Origin of the sequence: Parasphingopyxis sp. (genome assembly GCF_052168295.1) — a bacterium.
Taxonomy (GTDB): domain Bacteria; phylum Pseudomonadota; class Alphaproteobacteria; order Sphingomonadales; family Sphingomonadaceae; genus Parasphingopyxis.
The window spans coordinates 43,202-62,801 of the sequence record NZ_JBQLZN010000037.1 but is presented as its reverse complement, the minus strand read 5'-3'; the positions used below and the strand labels follow the sequence as shown (position 1 = coordinate 62,801).

The window sequence follows — 19,600 nt, the reverse complement described above, 5'->3', positions numbered from 1 at the left end:
GGGGAGGCGGCGGCGGGGGCGGCGCATTGTTCGGGGTCAGCGTGAGCTCAGCATCGTTGCCGTCGCCGGCCGCATAATCGACGCTCGGCGTCAGGAAGGCGAACTGGTTCACGAGCGCGCCGAACGCGCCGGTAATCGCGTCCGAGCCGTCATTGGCGATGATCAGATAGTTGAACGGATCATCGCCCATAAAGTCGCCAATCTCGAGAACCGAAAGCGTCGAACCGCCCAGATCGACGAGACCGTTCACGATCACCCGGTCCGCATTGCCGACATCGTCGACCTCGACCTCGAAAATGCTGTCCGCGTCCATCGTCAGATCGCCATCGATAGTCAGCGTCCCGATGCCGCCTGCGAGCGGCCGTTCGCCAGCCGGGCCGATCGCGGCATGCGGCTGCTCCTCGGCAAATTCAGGCGCCGGGCTGTGCGGGATGTTTTCCGCGAAGTCCGGGCCGTGCGGTGCTTCCTCCGCAAAGTCGGGTGTGTGCGGCCCCTCTTCGGCGAAGTCCGGACGGTGCGGCGCTTCCTCGGCGAAATCGGGACCGGAAACGTGCGGAGCCTCCTCGGCGAAGTCCGGGCCGGCCGCGTGCGGCGCTTCCTCGGCAAACATCTCGCCCCGACCGCCCGTTGACCGGACCACCGCTTCAGGCGTGGAAATCTCTGCGTCGACGGCAGCGGTCGCTGCCGGAGCCACCTCCGCGTTCTGCGCGTTCGGCGCGGACGACGTGGCCACCGAGACCACGGCAACCGGGGTCGCATCCGGCGCCGCCCCCCGGCCCGGCGCCGCGCCGCCCGCCCCAGGCGACAATGTGCCGCCAACCAGATTCACCGATCCGACCGTTCCCGAGCCGCCGAGTACGCCGCCGGATTGAACCGTGAACCGGGTCGCCGACAGATCGCCGTCGACCGCCAGCAATCCGGCCTCGACGGCGAAGACACCGCCAAGCCCGCTGCCGTCGCCGATCAACTGCCAGCCACCGTCGCCGCGCTTGAAGAAGCGCTCGAACCCGATCAGCTCCGTCGCCGCGAAATCGAAGGTCGCGCTGGCGTCGGCTGCCGCGGAAAGCACGAAGCTGTCTTCATCGTCGCCGCCGTCGATCGTCTCGCCCACCGAGCCGCCGGCAACGAGCGTGAAGATATCGTCATTCGCGCCGAGCGCGACGGTGCCATTTATTACGCCGCTATTCGTTACGTCTTCGATCGCGATCCCGCCGACGATCGCCGCGCCGGAATCCGCTTCGATCAGCCCGACATTGTCGATCGTGTTGCGTTCTCCGTTGGTCAACCGGATGGCGGCGCCGGTGCCGCTACCGCCGCGCACGATGGATCCCTCTTCGAGTATGATCGAAGACTGGCCCCGGTTCTCGAACACAGGCCCGTCGCCGAAATCCCATCCGAAGCTCTGCAGCCGGATCCCGTCGGCGTTCACGCCATCGGCGATGATATCGCCGGAGCTCACGATGTTCGTGTCGAAGATATCTTCTTCAGAAATGAAAAGGCGCGAGACGATCACGCCGACCGTTTCATCGCCGGTCACTTCGACAACGCCACTATTGCGCAGATCGACCGCGCCGATTGCGAAGCGGTTTTCCAGGATAGTACCGGTCTGCTGAAATCCTTCCGACGCGATGATTCCGGCTGACTGATCGGCGATGACCGTGATCCGCCCGTCATTCTGGATATCCGGATCGCCGCCGAGAAACAGCACGCCATGCGTATTGGAAGAGCCCGTATCGCCAGCGTCGATCGTGATCGTCGCGTCCGGGCCGTTGATGAAACGGGTCAGGTTGCCGATCGGATTATGTTCGCGCGGACCGCGGCTCGGCGAATTGAAGTTGAACGCCACCGCCGCCTCGAAACTCTTGTTGGCGGCGACGTTGACCGTGCCGTAGTTTTCGATAACGCGATTGCCGCTCGAGAGGACTTCGATGCCCCGATTGACGACGTCGACCATGCCATTGTTGATGATCGTGAAGGTGGCGCCGGGCATGTCGGCGGCGCGGCCCTGGCCCAGCGCAGCGCTCGGGAACGGCGAGAAGGTTGGCGTGCCCAGCTCGATCCCGGTACTGAAATTGTCGGCGTCGCCGCTCAGCTCCCGGATGATGCCATTGTTGATGATCGTCGCCGGGTTATTGCCCTCGAGCGCCAAAGCCTTCTCGACCTGGATGGCATAGGCCGACTCCGATACCGGATCGTCGGTAAGGATGGTGCCATCGTTGACGATGGTCAGAAGCTGGGCCGCATCGGAATCCCTGACCTGGATGCCGTGGCTGTTGAGCGTCGCGTCCGTCGTCGTGACCCGGATCGATCCGCTGTTGACGATCTCCAGCTCGCCGCCATGCAGCGTATCGGCGACGATGCCGTTGCCGGTCGTGACGTCGATTTCCCCCAAATTGCGAATCTCGACACGGTCGATATTCACCCGATCGGGAACGGGCAGAAACGCGTTGATGTAGGAAAAGCCGGCGAAGATCCCGACCATACTGAGCGTGCCATCGCCCAGCCCGTCGTCGGTGATCGTGATCGAGCCGGTATTGACGATCGTGCCGCTCTGCCGCGTATCGCCGACGGGCAGGAAATCCGCAGCGATACCCGCCGTGAAATCGAGTACTGACCGATCAACGGGCGACGCGTCGATAACGATATCGGCGTTGCTCGTGATCGACACGCTGCGTGAGGACTGCCCGCGTACTCCGATGGCCGCCGCCGCATCGACCCGAAAGCCAGGCCGGTCGAACCGCGCCGCCTGCGACGTGATGACGGTACCCGGCGTATCGACATTGATCGTGACCGGCGCGTCGTCGTTGGTGAAATCGATCGCGATACCGTCCGCCGCCTGCCCGTCTATCCGGCCGGTAATCTGCGTCACAAGCAGTTCGCGCAGATTGGGGAGACTGCTTTCCTCGCGCACGTCGACGCCGTCGGGTAGCAAGCCCGAGCAGATCATCCGGTTGCCGTCGATCCGGCAGCCATCTTCCACGACAGCGTTGGGCATCAGCGTCAGCACGACATCGTTGCCGTCGCCCGACGCATAGCTGACCGTGGGTGTGAGGAAGGCGAGCTGGTTCGTGATCGTGCCGAAAATGCCCTCGACACCATCCGTCCCGTCATTGTCGATGATCGTATAGGTGAAGGGGTCAGCGCTATCGAACGTGCCGATTTCGGTAACGGCCAAAGTCGCGCTGCCGAGGCTCACGCCGCCATTGACGATCAGCGTGTCGGCATTCCCCATATCGTCGACATCGACCGCAAAGACACTCTGCGCGTCGAGCGAGAGATCGCCGTTCAGCGTGAACGTGCCGATCCCGCTCGTGCCCATATCGAACGATCCGGGCGATACGGTGCCGCCAGTAACCGATAGCCCGCCGAGGCTGCCCATGCCCCGCAGGACGGTATCCCGCGCGACGATGAAATCGATGGTCGGGCTCATCGTATCGGCGAACAGCGTGCCGCCTTCGACCGTGAATACCGCGTCGAACGCGCTGCCATCGCCGGTCAGTGTCGCCATCCCCTCGCCGCGCTTGAAGAGCCGTTCGAAGGAGCGGAAATCGGTCGTCGCGAAATCGAAGGTCGTGCTCTGGCCGTCGAACACATCGATGACGATGCGGTCTTCGCCCTCCTCGCCGTCGACCGGGCCGGTGAAGATTCCGGCCGCGGCATAGTTGATCGTGTCGTCGCCATCGCCCAGCGCAACGCTGCCGGCGATGGTTCCGGCATTCTCGACAGTATCGTCGCCCTCGCCGCCGATCACCGCCGCGCCCGACAGGGCGGTGACCGTGCCTTCGTTGAACAGTATCCCGCCGCCCCGTCCTTCGAACCGCACGCCCGCGCCGGTGCCGCTGCCGCCCGATACGGTAACGTCTTCGCCGACGAATATCGTCGCGCTCGCCGCATAGTCGTCGAAGAAGCTCGCGTCAGGACTGCCGAATATCCGCGTGCCGAGTTCGGCCCGTATGCCGTCCGAATTGGCGCCCGTGGCCGTGATATCGGCATCGGTGAAGAAAGTGATCGCGGAATTGAGGTCGCGCTCCGCGTCATAATTGCGCGCGACGACATCGTAGGTGTCGGGATCGACGGTGAAGTCCGCGATAAGGACAGCAAAGGCATCGTCGCCCGTCGCGGTGATCGCGCCGGTATTGAAGGCGAAGGCGTCCGTGAAGCTCGCAAGGAACAGCCCTGCCCCGCCGTCTCCATTGGCCGTCAACGCGCCCGAATTGTCGAAATCACCATTGCCGGTGAACTCGACGCCGAGCGCCGTCGCGAAATCGCCGGACACGGTGATATCGCCGCTATTGTCCAGGCTCGCGTCGAGATCGATATCGCCACCAAATTCGTTTCCAAACAGTTCGAGCGCGCCCTGAAAGGCATAGAGCCCGTCCGCGAACAGCCCGCGCGTTTCGATATTGCCGCTATTGGTGACGTCGAACACGCGCGCCTGGGCGCGGATGCCGCCATCGCCTTCTGCGTAAATGTTCCCGCTATTCTCGAAGGTCAGCACGCTCGCGATTTCGCTATTGCCGATGACTCGGCTGAACGTATCGCCAACGCTGACAAAGATCCCGTACCCGCCTGCGCCGGTGAAATCGGTGTCGCTGACAGTGCCCGTGCTGTCCGTGATGCGGATATCGCCTTCATTGACGAAGACATATTCGCCGCCCGCATTGTCGTTGAGGCTGATGCCGCCGCTGCGGCCGGCGGAATCGCCGACCGCGAGCGTGATCGGCGCATAGTTTTCAACCCGCACATTGCTGGTAACGAAATTCTCGATGGCCGTGCCGGAGACGTCGATCCCGATCGACCCGAAACCGGTAATGCCGCCGCGATTGACGAGCGTGATGACGTTCGATCCGCCACGCGACTGAACGTCCATGCCAAGAATGTCGATCCCCGCCAGATGGCGGCCGTTGAGTATGATATCGCCTTCGTTGATCACATGCGTCGCATTGTCGGAAGCGAAGCTCTGCGCGAAGATCGCCGCGGCATTGGTCGTCGTCGCCACATCGTCGGTTTCGGTTATTGTGATCGTGCCGGTATTGGTGATCCGCGTCGTGCCTTCCGCGAACATGCGAGACTGGATCCCGCTGGCGACGACGTTGAAATCGAAGCCGCTGCCCTGGCCGGCCACCACGGTGATCGGCGCAGAATTGGTGATTTCCACGGTGCCGGGATTGCGCTGGTTCGCCGGCGCCGTGCTCTCGCGGTTCAGGACGCGAATGCCGGACACATTGTAGCCGGTCGGTGCGGTGGCGCTGAGCGCCATGCTGTTGTCGACAACGATGCGGCTGGCCCGGCTTTCGGCGTAGATGGCGGACGCTTCACCCGTTGCCGAAATGCCGAAACCGTCGGGCTGGGTAACGATGGCCACGGGGTTCGCCGCACGGATGAAGGACAATCCGTTCGTACCGCTCGGCGGCGCGATCTGCTCGGTCAGGTTGCGTACGACGAGCCGGTCGACGCCGTCGCCATCGTCGACTGCGACGCCGCCGGGCAGTGCCCCTTCGCAGATCATCGTATTGCCGTCGATGAAGCAGCCGCTGCCGCCGACCGCATTGTTCGGCGTCAGGCTGAGGATGGCGTCGTTGCCGTCGCCGCCCATATAATCGACCGACGGCGTGAGAAAGGCGAGCCGGTTGAGAATGCTGCCGAAGGTGCCCGTGATCACATCCGATCCGTCATTGCCGATGATCGTGTAGACGAAGGGGTTGGTGCCGCTGAAATCGCCGGCGATCTCGCTGACGCTGAGCGTCGCGCCGCCGAGATCGACCGTGCCGGTCACATCGATCCGGTCGCCCTGCCCCTGGTCGTTGACGTCGATCTGCACGAGCGTCGAGGAATCGAGCGTGAGACTCCCCGTAGCCAATGTCCCGATCAGGCTTTCGCCGCGCTCGCTGCCAAGCAGCCCGCCCGGCGAGAGCACCGCGCCGCGGCTCAGCGTCAAATCCCCACCGATAGCGCCGGAACCGCCGAGCAGGCTGAAGCCCTCGACCGACACCGCCGTGTCGCCGAGCCGGCCATCGACGATCAGGCTGGCATCCGTCACCGTGGTCGGGCCGGTATAGCTGCTGGTGCCGGTCAGCCGCGTCGTCCCACCACGCACTTCGACCGCGCCGTTCCCACTGATCGGCATCGGGAACAGGAAATCGCTGTCGGTGTGATTGAACCGGATCGCGCTGCCCGTGCCTTCGAACACGACGCGGTCCGCGAAGAGCGACCCTGCGGGCGCCTTCACGAAGCGATCGCCGATTACCAGCCGACCGCCATTGGAAAGGAAGAGCGGCCCGAGGAACGTGCGCGTGGTCGTTTCGAATTCGGTACCGCTGAGGATGATTTCCGAATTCGCGCCGTCCACACGCACGAAGGGATCGCGCAGGATGTCGGTCTCGTCGCACAGGATGCTGCTCGGTTCGCAGAACTCGCCGATGCCGAGGCGGCGCGCCTCGAACACCGCGCCGTTCGAAACCACCAACTGCCCATCCACCTCTGCCCCGGACAGGACCCGGATAAGCGAACCGCTGCCATCGACCAGCGCGCGCGAGCCCGGATTCTGGAAATAGAAGCCGGTGCTTTCATACAGACCGCCGTCCAGCACTTCGAGCCGGCCGAGGCTGAAAAAGGCGACGCCCTCGGTTTCGAGCAGCGAACCGCGCCCGGTGACCGTAACCAAACCTCCCGCCGCGCCATCGACATTACTGCCGATCAGGAACACGAAGGCGCCGCTGACCCGGCCGCCATTGCGGATGGTGAGCGTTCCGTCCCCGCCGTCCGGCTCGTCGAACCCGCCATTGTTGAAGATGCGCAGATTGTTGACGCCGACATAGAAGGAACTGCGGTCGATCTGCAGATGCGAGCCGGGCCCGTCGACGATGACAGTACCGACGCCCGTGCTCGTGCTGCCGATCGCCATCGCGCGTACCTGCATCAGGCCGCCATTCTCGATGACCAGCGTGCCCGTGCCGGCCTTACCGACGTTGAACAGCTCCTGCCGCTCGCTGATCCAGGCGCTGCCCGGCCCCGAGATCAGCACCGAGCCGTTCGATCCCTCCTGCAGGCCGATAGCCGAATTGTCGTCCCGATCGCTCGAGCGCGTAAGGCCCTGACGGAAGATCGCCCCGTCGCGGATTTCGACCGTGGCGGTTCCGGCATCGCCGATGATGGTCTGGAATTCGGACAGCCATTCCGATCCGGCCCCGGTCAACAGAGCCGATCCCGTGCTGCCCGCATCGCGCCCGAAGGTGGTCAGTTGCGAGGTCAGCCGCCCGCCGCTCTCTATCGTAACCATGCCATCGGAACCGTCGACTGCGCCGATCGTAATGTCGAAAGCTGTCATCGCCCCGCCATTGGCCAGCGTGACCGCGCCCTCGCCTGCATCGCCGATCCGCGTCGCCGCCGCTTCGAACAGCGAGCCTGGCCCGTCCACCATGAGGCTGCCAAAGCCGCCCTGCTCGATGCCGAACGCCGCCTGCTGGGCGAGGAAGAGGCCGCCATTCTCCACGATGACCCGGCCCGTGCCGTTGCGCCCGACATTGGTCTGCTGCGTCGAGCGCACGCGGCTGCCTGCTCCCCGAACCGTGACCGTCCCTTCGCCGCCCGCATCGCTACCGACGAAATTGACCTCGGCCTCGGCAAGGCCGCCATCTTCGACGAGCAAGGTTCCGGTGCCGCTATTGCCGGTCTGGATTTGCAATGTCCTGAGATGCGAATCCGCGCCGGTAATCGTAAGTTCACCGGTGCCTTCGTCGCCGATAAATGTGGTCGTTCCCTCCAGCATAGCGCCGTCTGCCACGGTGGCGTTACCCGAGCCGAGATTGCCGATCACCAGCGTTTCCTGGAAACCGAAATAGCTGTCCGCGCCCGTCACGAGCAGCGTTCCGCTCGATCCCGCCCGTTCGCCGAGCCGGCCGAAATTCATGACGATCCGGCCACCATTGCGTACGGTCAGCGCGCCGCTGTCCGCCTCGCCGATGATCACCGCATTCGCCTGCGCCGTTGTCGCGCCTTCGACGATCGGCGCATCCGCGCCGCCGATCTCGATGACCGCGTTGTCGAGCGCATTGGGCACACGCGGCCCGCCGATCGGATCGGACCAGTTGCCGCCATCGAACCAGTCCGTCGAATTGCCGCCATCCCAGAAGATCGTGCCGAGGGAGTCAGCGGTTTGCGCGTACACGGGCGCGGGCAGCGCCGTCATGCCGGCGAGAATCGCAGCCATGCTGACGCCGGCAAATCTGCCCGCACGCGCAGCGGCTCGGCGTCTCCGGCCTGCGCCGGTCGCCCCGCGCGCAGCACGGCCTAAGCACGTCGTTGGCGGCCCCATGATACTCTCCCGCTCCTGTTCGGGAGCCATCCGCCGGCCGGTCGGATGGAATCCCCGAACATCTCGAGAACCGTTGATCGGGTCTCATGGATTGAAGCGGAGAATCCGGCGAAACCGGATCATGCGCCTGACGTTCTCCGGGAGGCAGGGCCGGGTTGTGTCATGGATCCGGTGTTCGTTTCGTACCCGGAGCGCGTGTACGCAGCGCGGCTGGGTCAAAGCCGCTCATCCAACACTCTCTACCGAGTTTGCGTTGTTCGTCGCGTTCAAGCTACGCTTGTGCCAGCGATTCTGAATCGATTTTGGTCAACTGGCGCCGATCTCGACACTCTGCGATCGAGGGGCGCGCTCGCGGCGCTGGGACATGACTTTCAAGAGGGGTAACACCGATCAGCACAGGAAAGGGCGCCGAATTGCGAATCCATGACCGGGTTTCCTGGGAAACCATGAGTCGGGCGTGCCGGAACGATCCCGGCGCTTTCCACGGCGATATCGCAAAACGCACGATCTGCTGGTTTCTTGCCGATCAGGGTGAAGGCGGCGCCTGGATCCATTGGGACGAGGAGCGCGAAAGCTGGTCGGGATGGGATGGGGCGACGGGCCAACCCGTTACCCCCGATCTGCCGGCCGATTTCGAACCTTGGGACCGCGCGTTCAACGATGACGATCCACCCAATTGGCGCTGGTTCGAAGGCGGATTGACGAGCGCCGCCTTCAACGAGGTCGACCGTCATGTGCTCGCCGGCCATGGCGACGAAGCCGCGCTGATCTTCGAGGGCGACCGCTGGAACATGGCCGAGGATGGCGGGCGTGGCGGGCCGGTCGACAGCGAGGTCATCAGCCGCAAGAAACTGATGCTAGAGAGCGCCAAATGCGCGCTGGCGCTCAAGGCGCTGGGCCTCGAGCCCGGCGACCGGATCGCGCTCAACATGCCGAGCATCGCCGAACAGATCTACTGGACCGAAGGCGCGAAACGGCTCGGCATCGTCTACACGCCGGTGTTCGGCGGCTTCAGCGACAAAACTTTGTCAGACCGGATCGCCGATGCCGGCGCGCGCGTCGTAATCACCGCCGATGGCAGCTATCGCAACGCACAGATGGCGCCGTTCAAGCCGAATTACACCGATCCTGCGCTCGACAATTTCGTCGCCGTGCCGGTGGCGATGGAGCTGCTCGACGCGGCGCTCGCGGATTACGATCTCGGCGTAACGGACGATCAGGCGGCGCTGATCCGCGATGCGGTGGCCGAACTGCTTGACGGCGAAGTCACCGTTGAGCGGTCGGACGTGATGCGCGGCGTTGGCAAGGCGCTGGCCAAGATGGGGCAAGCCGGCGGCATCGATGCGCGCCAGTCGGCGCAGCTCCGAATCGCGGTCGCGAGCGCGCTCGTCGATTCTCCGCCGCGCGTCGAGGCGGTGATCGTCGTCCGCCATACGGCGCAGCCCGACCTGATCTGGAACGCGGATCGCGACCGGTGGAGCCATGAGCTGACCGATGCGGCGGGCGAGGAATTGCTTGCCGCTGCGCGCCAAGCCGGGTTCGATGTCGCCGACGAAGAGGCGTTACTGGCGCTACCCGACACGGACTTCGTCCGTGCTGTCTGGGCCTCTTCGCCGGTGCTAGCGGTCGATGCCGAATATCCGAACTTCATCATCTATACTTCGGGCTCGACCGGCAAACCCAAGGGCGTCGTCCATGTCCATGGCGGCTATTGCGCGGGCGTCGCCGCAACGATGCCCGCCGCGTTCGGCGCCGAACCGGGCGACACCATGTATGTCGTCGCCGACCCTGGCTGGATCACGGGCCAGAGCTATCTGATCGCCGCTTCGCTGCTCTGCCGGGTGACGACGATCGTCACCGAAGGCTCGCCGGTCTTCCCCCATGCGGGCCGCTTCGCTTCGATCATCGAGCGCTACGAGGTCGATATCTTCAAGGCCGGCGTCACCTTCCTGAAGTCGGTCATGCAGAATCCGGAGAACCTGAAGGATATCGAGCGCTACGATCTCTCTTCGCTCAAGGTCGCGACCTTCTGCGCCGAACCCGTCTCGCCCGCCGTGCAGGCGTTCGCGATGGAGCATGTCGTCGAGCGCTATATCAACAGCTATTGGGCGACCGAACATGGCGGGATCGTCTGGACGCATTTCCATGGCAATGACGATTTTCCGCTCAACGCCGACGCGCATACCTATCCGCTGCCATGGATACTGGGCGATGTCTGGGTCGAGGATGCGAAAGGGAAAGGCCAAGCTGATGCCGTCCTTTTGGAGCGGGACGATGCCGAGACGGGCGTCGCCTGGCGGCGGGCGGAACTGGGCGAAAAGGGCGAGATCATCATCCGCCTGCCCTATCCCTATCTGGCGCGGACGATCTGGGGCGATGCGGATGGCTTCACCGTAGAGACAGATGACCGGACGGCGCGGATCGCTTCGGGCTGGCGCGGCAATTCCGAACGCTATGCCGACACCTATTGGAAGCGCTGGCGGGGGGCCTGGGCCTATACCCAGGGCGATTTCGCGATGCGGCATGAGGACGGCTCCTATTCGCTGCATGGCCGCTCGGACGATGTCATCAACGTCTCGGGCCACCGGATCGGCACCGAAGAAATCGAAGGCGCGATCCTGCGCGACAAGGCGCTCGACCCCAATTCGCCGGTCGGCAATGTCCTCGTGATCGGCGCGCCGCATCGCGAAAAGGGCGCGACGCCGATCGCCTTTGTGACGCCGGCCGCCGGGCAGCGGCTCACGCAGGAGGATCGCAACCGGCTGGCCGGACTAGTCCGCACCGAAAAGGGCGCGGTCGCCGTTCCGTCCGATTTTATCGAGCTGGCCGAATTCCCCGAAACGCGCAGCGGCAAATATATGCGCCGCATGGTGCGCGCGGTGGTCGAGGGCGAGGATGTCGGCGATGTCTCGACGCTGCGCAATCCGGAAAGCCTCGACGATCTCGCTCGCTCCGTCGAGGCCTGGAAGCGCAAGCAGCAGCTTTCCGACGAGCAGCAACTGTTCGAGCGCTACCGCTTCTTCATCATCCAGTATAACCGCGTCGCGCCGGGCAAGCGCGTCGCCACGGTCACGGTCACCAACCCGCCGGTCAATGCGCTCAACGAACGCGCGCTCGACGAACTCGGTATCATCGTCGATCACCTCGCGCGCAAAGACGATGTCGTCGCGGTCGTCTTCACCGGCGCGGGCAGCCAGAGCTTCGTCGCCGGCGCCGATATCCGGCAGATGCTCGAAGAGGTGAACAGCGTCGCCGAGGCCAAGGCGCTGCCGGACAATGCGCAGCTCGCCTTTACGAAGATCGAGGCGATGGGCAAACCGTGCATCGCCGCGATCCAGGGGGTGGCGCTGGGCGGCGGGATGGAATTCGCGCTCGCCTGCCATTACCGGATCGCCGATCCCAAGGCGCGCTTCGGCCAGCCCGAGATCAATCTTCGCTTGCTGCCCGGCTATGGCGGGACGCAGAGACTGCCCCGACTGCTGGCCGCCAAGCGGGGAGAGACCGGGCTGCGCGACGCGCTCGACTTGATCTTGGGTGGTCGGGCAATCGATGCCGACCAAGCGCTGGCGATCGGCGCGGTCGATGTGCTCGCGGAGGGGTCGGACGATGCGCTGTCGCGCGCCCATGCGATGGTCCGCGAATTCGTCCGCTCGCCGACCGATAGTCTTCTCGGCCAAGCTTTTGCCGAGCGAGAAAAGATGACCGAAAGCTGGTCGCAAGCGGCCGATATCGATCTCGATGCGGTACTCGCAGACGATTTCCTCCAGCGCATTCTGAAGCAACTCGCATGGGCGGGGCGCGACACGGCGGGAGACCGCGCGCTGGATGCAATCCGCACCGGCTGGACCGAGGGTATGGAGGCCGGCCTTGCACGCGAGGCGCAGCGTTTTGCCGAGGCGATCATCGATCCCGAAGGCGGCAAGACCGGCATCCAGCAATTCATGGACAAGCAGAGCCCGCCGCTGCCCGTGCGCCGCGACGGCGTCTGGATCGATGCTGAGCATGAGCCGCGAAAGGCGGCGATGATCGAGCGGGGCGATCTGCTGCCGGTCGGTGCGCCCTTCTATCCGGGCATAACGCCGATTCCCGATCACCAGCTCGCCTTCGGTATCGCCCGCGATCCCGATACCGGCGCGCCGCGCTTTGGCCCGCCGGCGACGCATGAGCACGAACTGATCGTGCCCGTGCCGCAGCCCGAGGCCAATGAAGCGCTCGTCTATCTCCTGTCTTCGGAGGTGAATTTCAACGATATCTGGGCGCTGACCGGCATCCCCGTCTCACCCTTCGATGCGCATGACGAGGATGTCCAGACGACCGGATCGGGCGGGCTGGCATTGGTGGCGGCGCTCGGCAGCGAGCTCAAGGCCGAAGGCCGGCTCAAGGTCGGCGATCTCGTGAACATATATTCCGGCACCAACGACCTGCTCTCGCCTGAGGTCGGTAACGATCCGATGTATGCGGGTTTCGCGATCCAGGGCTATGAGACGAAGACCGGCAGCCATGCGCAGTTCCTGACCGTACAGGGGCCCCAGCTCCACCGCGTGCCCGGCGATCTGACGCTCGAACAGGCCGGCGCCTACACGCTCAATCTCGGCACGATCACGCGCTGCCTGTTCACGACCCTCGGCATCGAGCCGGGCCGGACAATCTTCGTCGAGGGCGCTTCGACCGGCACCGGGCTCGATGCGCTCAAATCGAGCGTACGGACCGGGCTTTCCGCCGTCGGCATGGTGTCGAGCGCGGATCGCGCGGAGTTTGTCCGCAGCCAGGGCGCGGTCGGCGCGATCAACCGCAAGGCGCCGGAAATCGCCGATTGCTTCACGCCCGTGCCCGACGATCCCGACGAGGCGCGGCAATGGGAGGCCGATGGCGCGGCGCTGCTCGACCAGTATCGCGAGATGACCGGCGGCAAGCTCGCCGATTATGTCGTCAGCCATGCGGGCGAACGGGCTTTCCCGCGCAGTTTCCAGCTGCTCGAAGAGCATGGGACGCTGGCCTTTTACGGCGCTTCGTCCGGCTATCATTTCAGCTTCATGGGCAAGGCCGGTGCGGCGCGGCCCGAGGAGATGCTGCAGCGGGCCAATCTGCGCGGCGGCGAATCCGTGCTCCTCTATTACGGCCCCAACAGCCGAGATCTCGCCGACGAGACGGGCCTCGAGATGATCGAGGCAGCGCGGCTGTTCAAGGCGCGGATCGTGGTCGTTTCGACGACCGACGGGCAGCGCGAATTCCTCCAGTCGCTGGGCCTCGAAGAATCGATCGAGGGCGTGGTCAGTTTGGAAACGCTCAAACGCCGCGACGGTGCGAATTTCCACTGGCCCGATACGCTGCCGCGCCTGCCGGACGCGAAGCAGGATATCGAGAATTTCAAGATCGGCGTGCGCGATTACCAGCAGAAAACGATGAAGCCGTTCGGCACGGCGATCGGCAAGCTGCTGAGATCGCCCGGCAATCCGCGCGGGGTTCCCGATATCGTGTTCGAGCGGGCCGGGCAGGATACGCTCGGCGTTTCGACTTCGCTGGTAAAACCGTTCGGCGGTCGCGTCGTCTATGCCGAGGAGATGGCCGGACGCCGCTACACCTTCTACGCGCCGCAGGTCTGGACGCGGCAAAGGCGGATATTCATGCCGGGCGCCAATATCTTCGGCACGCACCTGTGCAATGCGCATGAGGTGACTTTGATGAATAATATGGTATCAGCGGGATTGCTCGATGTGACCGAGCCACTGGTTGTCCCCTGGGAAGGCCTTCCCGATGCGCATCAATCGATGTGGGACAATAAACATTCCGGCGCGACCTATGTCGTGAACCACGCGCTGCCCGCCATGGGCCTGCGCAGCAAAGACGAATTGTTCGAATATTGGGCGGCGGCCGAGGCCGAACCGCCCCAACAAGAATAACGACGCCCGCAAGCGGCGCGCTGCATCGGAGACAAGAGTCTATGGCCGAAACGAAAAAGAAGACCGCCGCGGCAGGGGCCGGGGCGGCCAAGGGGGTAGACGGGCGCCTTGCGGGCAAGGTCGCGCTGATCACCGGGGCGGCCGGCAATCTCGGCGGCGAAATCACCCGCGCCTATGCACGCGAGGGCGCGACCGTCATCATGACCGGGCGGACCAAGGACCGAATCGAGGCGGCGCGCGAGGCCGTGATCAAAGATACCGGCGTTGCGGCCGACAAGATCGATACCGCAATCCTCGATGGCGGCGATCCGGACTCGATCCGCGCCGCGATGGACGCGATCAAGAAAAAGCACAGCCGGATCAGTATCCTGGTCAACAATGCCGGGTCTGCCGGGCCGAAACAGCTGCTCGAAAATGTGCCTCTGACCGAAGAGGAAATGGACGCCAGCGGCGACACCGAAACCGTCGCCGACGCGATGCGCAATATCTTCGGCGTCACCTGGAATCTTTCCCGGATTGCCGCGCCGCTGATCCCGCCCGGCGGTTCGGTGATCAATATCTCGACGATTTTCTCGCACACCCGTTATTATGGCCGCACCGCCTATGTCGTGCCCAAGGCCGCGCTCAACGCGCTGTCCCGCCGCCTTGCCGAGGAGCTCGGGCCGAACGGCGTGCGGGTGAATACGGTGTTCCCCGGCCCGATCGAAAGCGACCGCATCCGCACCGTCTTCGCGGCCATGGACGAGCTGCAGGGCGACGAAGAAGGCGCGACCGCCGATCATTTCACCGGCCGCATGTCGCTCAGCCGCTCGATCAGCGGCACGGAGCCGAAAAAGACGCTGCCGCTCCCCGTCGATATCGCCGGCGCCTGCACTTTCCTCGCCAGCGAGGAATCGGCGGGCATGAACGGCAACGAGATCGACGTCACGCATGGCATGCGGGCGCGCAAGGATTCGCGCTCCACCTATCTCAACCGCCCGTCAATGCGCTCGCTCGACGGCGCCGGACTCACGGTGCTGATCGTCGCCGGAGAGGATTGGGAAGACGCGCTGGAGATGGCGCGCATCCAGATCGCGTGCGGCGCGAAGGTGCTGCTCGGCCTGCCGCGCGCCGCCGATGTCGCCCAGGCGACGGCCCGGGTGATGGCGCATCCGGCTGGCGACGGCCTCACCATCGTCCGCCTGCGCCGCTCCGAGGCGACGGGCATGGAAGAGGTGTTGGCTGGTTACAGCGCCGAGCATGGCCCGATTACGAGCGCTATCGTCCTGCCGCTCAAACCGGCTGGATATTATGCCGATCCCTTGCTCGAGGCCGATGACGAAATGGTCGAGAATTTCATGGATCAGGAACTGGTCGGCGCGATCGCGCTCGGCCGCACGCTGAGCCGTTACTGGAAGTTGCATCCCGATCTGCTGCAGGATCCGCGCTTCGTGTTCATGACGAACAAGAGCGACGGCAAGGGCGATATCTACAGCGAGATCTACGGTGCCGGTATCGCACAGTTGATCACCATCTGGCGCGACGAATCGCGGGTCGAGCGCGAGCAGAAACGGATCGAGCGCGCCGCATGGGGCAATCTCATCGTCCGGCACACCAATGCCGAGGAAGAGAACCTCCGCTTCGCAGGCGGCCATGCGACGCGGATCGTCTTCAAGGAACAGAAGATCGCCGAGACCAAGCTCTACCTGCCCGGCAATATCGGCGAAGAGGCCGGGGCGAGCAGCGCCATGGTCGGCTTTGCCGAAAACATCACCGGCCTGCATCTCGGCAAAGTCGCCTTCATCACCGGCGGTTCGGCCGGGATCGGCGGCCAGGTCGCTCGGCTGCTCGCGCTTGCCGGCGCCAAGGTCATGATGGTCGCCCGCAGCGAAGACCAACTCGTTGCCGCGCGCGACCGGATTGTCGGCGAGCTGCAGGATGTCGGCTTTTCCGGTGTCGATCGCCGGGTCAAATATATCGCCAATGTCGATGTCAGCGACTTCGAATCGCTGCGCGCCGCGTTCGACGAGACGATGGAGATATTCGGCCGCGTCGATTACCTCATCAACAATGCGGGCGTGGCCGGGGCCGAAGACATGGTCGTCGACATGGCGCTCGACGATTGGCGCTTCACGCTCGATGCCAATCTCGTCTCCAACTATCTGCTCATGCACCATGCGGTGCCGTTCATGCGCGCTCAGCGCAGCGGCTACATCCTCAACGTCTCTTCCTATTTCGGCGGCGAGAAGTTTCTCGCGGTCGCCTATCCCAACCGCGCCGATTATGCCGTCTCCAAGGCAGGCCAGCGCGCGATGGTCGAGAGTTTCTCGCGCTTTCTAGGCCCGGAAATCCAGTGCAACGCGATCGCGCCCGGCCCCGTCGCCGGCGACCGGCTGGCGGGCACTGGCGGGCGGCCCGGCCTGTTCAAGCGCCGCGCCCGGCTGATCCTCGAAAACAAGCGGCTCAACGCGATCTATGCCGCGGTGATCCGCGCGGTGCGCGAAGGCGCCGAGGTCGATCATGTCCTCGGGCGTCTCAAGCGCAACGACATCGCCTATCTGTCGCACGACAAGGAAACGCCGGAAGCGCTGCGCAAGCTGGTGCTGGATTGCGCGCGCGACGGCGACGGCACCTGCACCTGGGACCGGTTCCTGATGACGCAGGAACTCGCCGCCCGCCTGCTCAAGCGGATCGCGATGGGCGGTTATCTCCTCGACCTGTCCGAATGGAGCGGGCGCGCCGAAAAGGGCGAGGACTGGCTCGCCGTCGTGCCGCCCGAAGAGGTGCCGTTCCTGCCACAGCAACGCATCGAAGAGGATGCCGAGAAGATCGGCAAGGGCGTGACGTCCCAGTTGCATCTCGGCGCCATGCCGACCGAGGCCGATGTCGCGCAGGCGACGGTCTTCTATCTCGCCGATCGCGCGGTCAGCGGCGAGACTTTTATGCCGTCCGGCGGCCTCGCGGTCGAACGCTCGACCGTAGAGCGGGAAATGTTCGGCAGCCCCAAGGCCGAGCGTCTCGAAGCCATGAAGGGCAAGACGGTCTGGATCGTCTGCCAGCACCTCGCCGACTATATCGCGGCGACCGTACGCCACCTGATCGGCGACCTCGGCGTCGCGAAAGTGGTGCTGCTGACCCAGAGCAAGACCGGCGGTCAGGCGATCGTCAACAAGCTCGGCGATTGCCCGGCGGACAATGTCCACACGATCGTCGCCGGCGAGGATATCGAACCGGCGATGGACGAAGCGCTGCAAAAATGGGGCCGGCCGACCACCGTCGTCTCGATGCCCTATGAGGGCCTGCCAGACAGGCTGTTCGAGAGCGATGCGCCGCTATCGCCCGAAGAATTCCGGCATGTCGTCGAACAGAATCTGACCCATCATTTCCGCGTCTCGCGCAAGGCGTCGCTCTATGACGGCTGCCAGCTGGTGCTGGTGTCGCCCGATGTGCCGTTCGGGAAGAAAGGGCCCGCCTTCGCGCTCGCCAATTTCATCAAGACGACGCTCCACGCATTCACCGCCACGCTGGCGGTCGAAAATGAGCGGCTCGTCCATGATGTCGCGGCCAACCAGATCAACCTCACCCGTCGCGTCCGGTCCGAGGAGCCGCGTAACGAGGAGGAGCATCAGGAAGAACTCTCGCGTTTCGCCCGGGCGGTCTTGCTCGTCGGCGCACCGCTTCCCGATGCCGAGGACTCCCGCTACCGCTCACGCATCTATCGCGGCACATCGATGACGGTGTGACCGGCAGATGAGTTCCGGCGAACTTCCGGACACAGGTGGTGCCGCTTGCGTGACTCGAACACGCGACCCCATCATTACGAATGATGTGCTCTACCAGCTGAGCTAAAGCGGCCCATAACCTGAACGGGCGGTGGCCCCTACCAAGAACGGCGCGGCGAAACAAGCCGGATTTGCGCCGCTTGCCGCCATGGCTAACGAACAGCCTTTACCGTTCGTAAACCATCCCGGTGCATAAGGCTGGCGTAAACCATTTGCGCAAGGGCGAAACGCTATGGAAAACCCTCGGCCATTCGACGCCGACGAAGCCGATAGTGCCGATGCGGCGATCGAAGCGCCGCCGGAGATCGGCACCGACGAACGGCGGATGCATGTGCGCGCCTATAACCACTGGGCATCCCTGTTGCGCGACCGCGCCTATCCGTCGATCGAGGATCTCGATCCCGCGTCGATCGGCGATTTCGGCCCAAACAGCGTTCTCCTTGATTTCACCGGCAATGTCAGCGATCCGGCCATCGCCTGGCTCGGCGGCGCGCTGCGCGCGGAGTGTGATATCGAAGACGGTATCGAGAGCATCTCCGACGTGCCGCCCCGTTCACTGCTGTCGCGGCTCACCGATCATTATATGCAGATCATCGCCAACCAGGCGCCGGTCGGTTTCGAAGCCGAGTTCGAGAACCATCGGGGCGCGAACACCCTGTATCGCGGCATCCTGATGCCTTTCTCCTCGGACGACGATTCCATCGATTTCATCTACGGCGTCATCAACTGGAAAGAAGTCGCCGCGCCGGAACTGCAAGCGGATCTGCAAGACGCCGTCGGCCAAGCCTTGCAGGCCGAACTGCCGCCGATCGACGATAGCGCGGCGGTCTGGGCAGACGGCCCGGCACCCGGCTTCGAACCCGATACGGGACCCGTCGCCGAACCGTCCGAAAGCGCGTTCGTCGCGCCCGAACGCCCGGTGCAAGCGGCCGACGACGAACCCGAGAGCCTGGCCGATCATCTCGTCGCCGCGCGCGAAAGCGCCGAACAGGCCAAGGCGGCCGACCAGCGCAGCCGCGCCGCGCTCTACGATGCGCTCGGCCGCGCCTATGATTTCGCGCTGACCACCGAGGACGAGCCGGAGGACTATCAGGAGTTGCTCGACGATGCCGGGATTGCCGTGCAGGAGCGCGCGCCGATGACGCCGATCGTGAAGCTCGTCTTCGGCATCGATTACGACAAGACGCGGCTGACCGAGTTCGCGACAGCACTGTCGCACGCGAAGCGCGAGCATATCGCCCGCGGCGCGTTCTCCGATTATCTGAAGCGCCAGAAAGGCGGCCTAAAGGCCATCGTCGCTGCCGAACGCGCCGCCCGGCGCCCGGCCTCGCAGCCGGATCGCCTGGAAGAGGCGCGCGAGGCGCTGCGCAATGCGCCGGCACAGGCCTATGTCGAGCTGGATGGGGACGCCGACGGCGACGAGGAATTCGCGCTGTTGATGGCGCGCCGTCTGCCCGATGGACGGCTGGCCGTTATCGGCGCAGTGCCACACGACAAGGCGCTCACCGAGCGGGCCATCCGCAAGATCGCGCGATAGATCGACGCACCGGCTGGCGCGTCGATTACAATTGAAAACGTGCCGCCACTCTAGCCTTGAGTAGCCCGGTTTTGGGGCGCATATGCGG

4 protein-coding genes and 1 tRNA gene are annotated in these 19,600 nt (G+C 64.5%); 3 read left to right on the top strand and 2 right to left on the bottom strand.

Annotation, left to right across the window (positions count from 1 at the left end; genetic code table 11):
• The coding region (locus ACTS1Z_RS06520; protein ID WP_442623641.1) for a beta strand repeat-containing protein at window positions 1–8,209 on the bottom strand (8,209 nt) is incomplete at its 3' end.
• Between the two features lie 551 nt (window positions 8,210–8,760).
• Between ACTS1Z_RS06520 and ACTS1Z_RS06515 the strand changes: the two genes are divergently transcribed.
• A complete protein-coding gene (locus ACTS1Z_RS06515) occupies window positions 8,761–14,214 on the top strand; it encodes an AMP-binding protein (protein ID WP_442623640.1) in 5,454 nt (1,817 codons plus the stop codon).
• Window positions 14,215–14,255: 41 nt separating this feature from the next.
• On the top strand, window positions 14,256–17,936 hold the full coding sequence (locus ACTS1Z_RS06510) for an SDR family oxidoreductase (RefSeq protein ID WP_442623639.1): 3,681 nt from the start codon (window positions 14,256–14,258) through the stop codon (window positions 17,934–17,936).
• Between the two features lie 36 nt (window positions 17,937–17,972).
• Here the strand turns inward: ACTS1Z_RS06510 and ACTS1Z_RS06505 are convergent.
• Window positions 17,973–18,048: transfer RNA gene (locus ACTS1Z_RS06505), tRNA-Thr, on the bottom strand.
• A 159-nt stretch (window positions 18,049–18,207) separates the two neighbouring features.
• Between ACTS1Z_RS06505 and ACTS1Z_RS06500 the strand changes: the two genes are divergently transcribed.
• On the top strand, window positions 18,208–19,512 hold the full coding sequence (locus ACTS1Z_RS06500; RefSeq protein WP_442623638.1) for a PAS domain-containing protein: 1,305 nt from the start codon (window positions 18,208–18,210) through the stop codon (window positions 19,510–19,512).
• Window positions 19,513–19,600 lie beyond the last annotated feature (88 nt).